This window comes from Microvirga tunisiensis (genome assembly GCF_009296175.1).
GTDB classification, from domain to species: Bacteria; Pseudomonadota; Alphaproteobacteria; order Rhizobiales; family Beijerinckiaceae; genus Microvirga; species Microvirga tunisiensis.
This window is the reverse complement of record NZ_VOSK01000569.1, coordinates 1-2,738: the sequence shown is the minus strand read 5'-3', so window position 1 is coordinate 2,738 and position 2,738 is coordinate 1. Positions and strand designations below refer to the sequence as shown.

At 63.8% G+C, this 2,738-nt stretch carries 5 protein-coding genes; 2 read left to right on the top strand and 3 right to left on the bottom strand.

Translation table 11 applies throughout. The features are described from left to right. Positions 1-179: 179 nt before the first annotated feature. Complete coding sequence (locus tag FS320_RS41375) at positions 180-962, bottom strand: MOSC domain-containing protein (RefSeq protein ID WP_152718387.1); 783 nt, start codon at positions 960-962, stop codon at positions 180-182. A gap of 212 nt (positions 963-1,174) precedes the next feature. Here FS320_RS41375 and FS320_RS41370 point away from each other — a divergent pair, with 212 nt between their 5' ends. Continuing rightward, positions 1,175-1,465, top strand: coding sequence for a GIY-YIG nuclease family protein (locus FS320_RS41370; RefSeq protein ID WP_152718386.1), 291 nt, complete (start codon positions 1,175-1,177; stop codon positions 1,463-1,465). Between the two features lie 177 nt (positions 1,466-1,642). Here FS320_RS41370 and FS320_RS41365 read toward each other — a convergent pair whose 3' ends face one another. Together FS320_RS41365 and FS320_RS41360 are read right to left on the bottom strand one after the other, a co-directional pair. Next, positions 1,643-1,915 carry a hypothetical protein gene (locus FS320_RS41365; RefSeq protein WP_152718385.1) on the bottom strand — a complete coding sequence of 91 codons (273 nt, stop codon included), beginning with the start codon at positions 1,913-1,915 and terminating at the stop codon, positions 1,643-1,645. A gap of 6 nt (positions 1,916-1,921) precedes the next feature. After that, a complete protein-coding gene (locus FS320_RS41360; RefSeq protein ID WP_152718384.1) occupies positions 1,922-2,248 on the bottom strand; it encodes a hypothetical protein in 327 nt (108 codons plus the stop codon). 176 nt (positions 2,249-2,424) lie between these two features. Here FS320_RS41360 and FS320_RS41355 point away from each other — a divergent pair. After that, the coding region (locus FS320_RS41355; RefSeq protein WP_274597298.1) for a Clp protease N-terminal domain-containing protein at positions 2,425-2,738 on the top strand (314 nt) is incomplete at its 3' end.

Below are 2,738 nucleotides of genomic sequence, written 5' to 3'. Positions count from 1 at the left end.
AGTGTCATTCTGGAGCTATCTTGGCGATAGACTGGGAATTGCTGATGCGCCAGCCGTCCCGCGCCTGGCAGATCTGGTCAGCGACCGCTGCTCCTTAGCGTGATCGCCAACGGTTTTGCCCCTATTACATCGGACGTGAGTTTGAATTCACGTCCGATGCTCTAAGGGAGAGCGATGCCTTACAGAGCCAGGGCGCCCTGCTCGGCCTCGAGATCATCGCCGGTTTCGAGCGTGCCCCCTTGGAGCACCTCGGCGTAGATGCCGCAATCGAAGTGCCCATAGGCCTTCATGAGGCTTTTGGGGATCTCCAGGTCGCGGATGCCGGTATCCGGATCCACGTTGGTGGCGGCGCAGCGCTCGATGCGCTTGGTCACCTTGAGACGTGTCCCCGAGGTCGTGGTCAGCACCTGACCGACGAGGTCGAACTCGGCGAAAGGAGCGAGACCTTCGAGATGAACGTTGCCGCGAAAGCGCAACGGATCGACCGGCGCCCCGATCCTGGCCTCGAGCTCGCGCACGCTCGCCAGGTTGATGAGCGAGACGAAGCCGCGCCGGGAATCGGTGAAGCGGAAGCCGTTGGGCGCGGTCAGCACCTTCGGCGGGCCGCGCAGCTCCTTGGGCATGAAGCGGCGGAAGTAGGCCTCGATGGCAAGCCGCCCTTCCCGCGTGGAGAGATCGCCCCGCGCCACCTCGCGCCCGCCCTGCTCGATGAAGAGGGTCGTGATGGAATCGAGATAGCGGGTTTTGAGCCGCGCCAGGCTCTCGTTGCGCATCAGCATCAGGAACTTGATCTTGGGCTGATGCTGGGGGCTGTCCGGATCGAACCCGGCCGGGCCGTTCTCGATGGCGAACAGCCGGTCGCCGGGAAAGTAATCGCCCTTCGTGAGAACGGCCTGGGTCAGCGGTTCGGGCGACAGGCCCTTGACCGGATAGCGCTGGAGGGAGGCGATGCGGATGCTCATGGCCTATCGATAGAAGGCGGCTGCCGCGGGGGCAAGACGCGACACGTGAACCAGGGGTGTCATCCCCGGCGAGCGAAGCGAGGGAAGGGGATCCATAGCGCAGCGCTCGACAGTGGATCCCCTTCCCCTGCGATGGCCCTGCCATCTCCGGCCGGGGATGACACGGAACTGTCCATATATGCTATGAAGTATCAGACACTGAGACCGTCACGATGCGCGAACGCTACGCCGTCTACATTCTGGCCAGTCGGAAGAACGGCACACTCTATATTGGCATCACCGGAAACCTGCTGCAGCGGGTCGAACAGCATAAATCACTGGCGGTCCCCGGCTTTACGCGACGCTATCGGGTCACAAACCTCGTCTACGTCGAAATGTTTGCCGATGTGAACGAAGCAATTGCCCGGGAGAAGCAGCTCAAGGGCTGGAACAGAGCTTGGAAGATCAGGCTCATTGAACGATCCAATCCCAATTGGGGCGATCTCGATCCGACCGCTTGCTGAACCCCGTGTCATCCCCGGCGAGCGCAGCGAGGGAAGGGGATCGACTTCCACACTTCCCTCTATAGATCCCCTTCCCGGTCCTTCAAACCGCCGGGGATGACACCGGGGCCGAGTACGAGGTCAAAAGAAAAAGCCCCGCCGATGGGCGGGGCTGTCTCTCAGGCGCAAACGCAACTCTTACGAAGCGTCGCCCGAGCGGGCCACCTTCGTGCGCTTGAGTTCGGGCTCGAAATAGCCTTCGCGAGCCGGGATGTGATCCTCGTTCGTCGTCTTGGGATTCATGCCCTCATGGGCCGTCTGGTGCGGAGGGATGTGGGCGGAGGGGCCGGCCTCCTGCTTCATGCGCAGGGCCTTCTCGGCATTGGCCTTGAGCTCATCGCGCGCCTTCTCGGCTTGTTCCGCGCGGCGCCGGCTTGGGCTTAAACGGGCGAAAAGATCGGACAGGGCCATTGTTGATCACTCCTTGGCGCGCGAGAGGACGCCGTCGCTCTCGTCACTGCGATGGGTTGGAGGGGTTTGAACGGTCTTCGGGGAGACGGGGATGTCGCGGGAGGTGGCGATGGTGCCGGTGGAATCGCCGACATCCCGATCCGCCTCGGCTTCCTCGAGCGTCTGACCGGGCAAGGGGGGCACCCGCCCGTTCTCGGTGCTGTCGCCGAAGGTTTCCGGCGTGACCGAAGGCCCCTCCTCGAGCGGACTTTCCGGTACCGCCAAGCCGAGCTCCGCGTTGCGGGCAAGGTCGGCGCGGGCTTTCTCGGCGTCTGAGCGCGGATCGCGCGTCATGGGAACCTCCTCGAACTGCTGCAGGGTCAATGCCAGCGCCGCGAGCGGGTTCCTCCCTCTTGTTGTGACGAATTGGACACACCACCTAAAGCTCGCGGATGCTCCAGAAGGAGGTCCGACATCGCAGGATTGGCCTGTGCCTCAAGGAGGGCGGGCGGATCCGAGGAGGGATGAGAATGAATTTTGAAAAGTATACCGAGCGGGCCCGGGGCTTCGTTCAGGCGGCGCAGAACCTCGCCGTGCGCGAAGGCCACCCGCAGCTTGCCCCAGGCCATGTGCTGAAAGTTCTGCTCGACGATCCGGAAGGCCTGTGCGCCGGTCTCATCGACCGCGCCGGCGGCCGCTCCCGCGACGCCCATGCGGCCGTCGAGCAATGGCTCGCCAAGCAGCCGAAAGTCTCCGGCTCGGCCTCGCAGCCGCAGGCCACGCGCGAGCTGATGCGCTTCTTCGACACCGCCGAAAAGGCGGCCGAGAAGGCGGGCGATTCCTT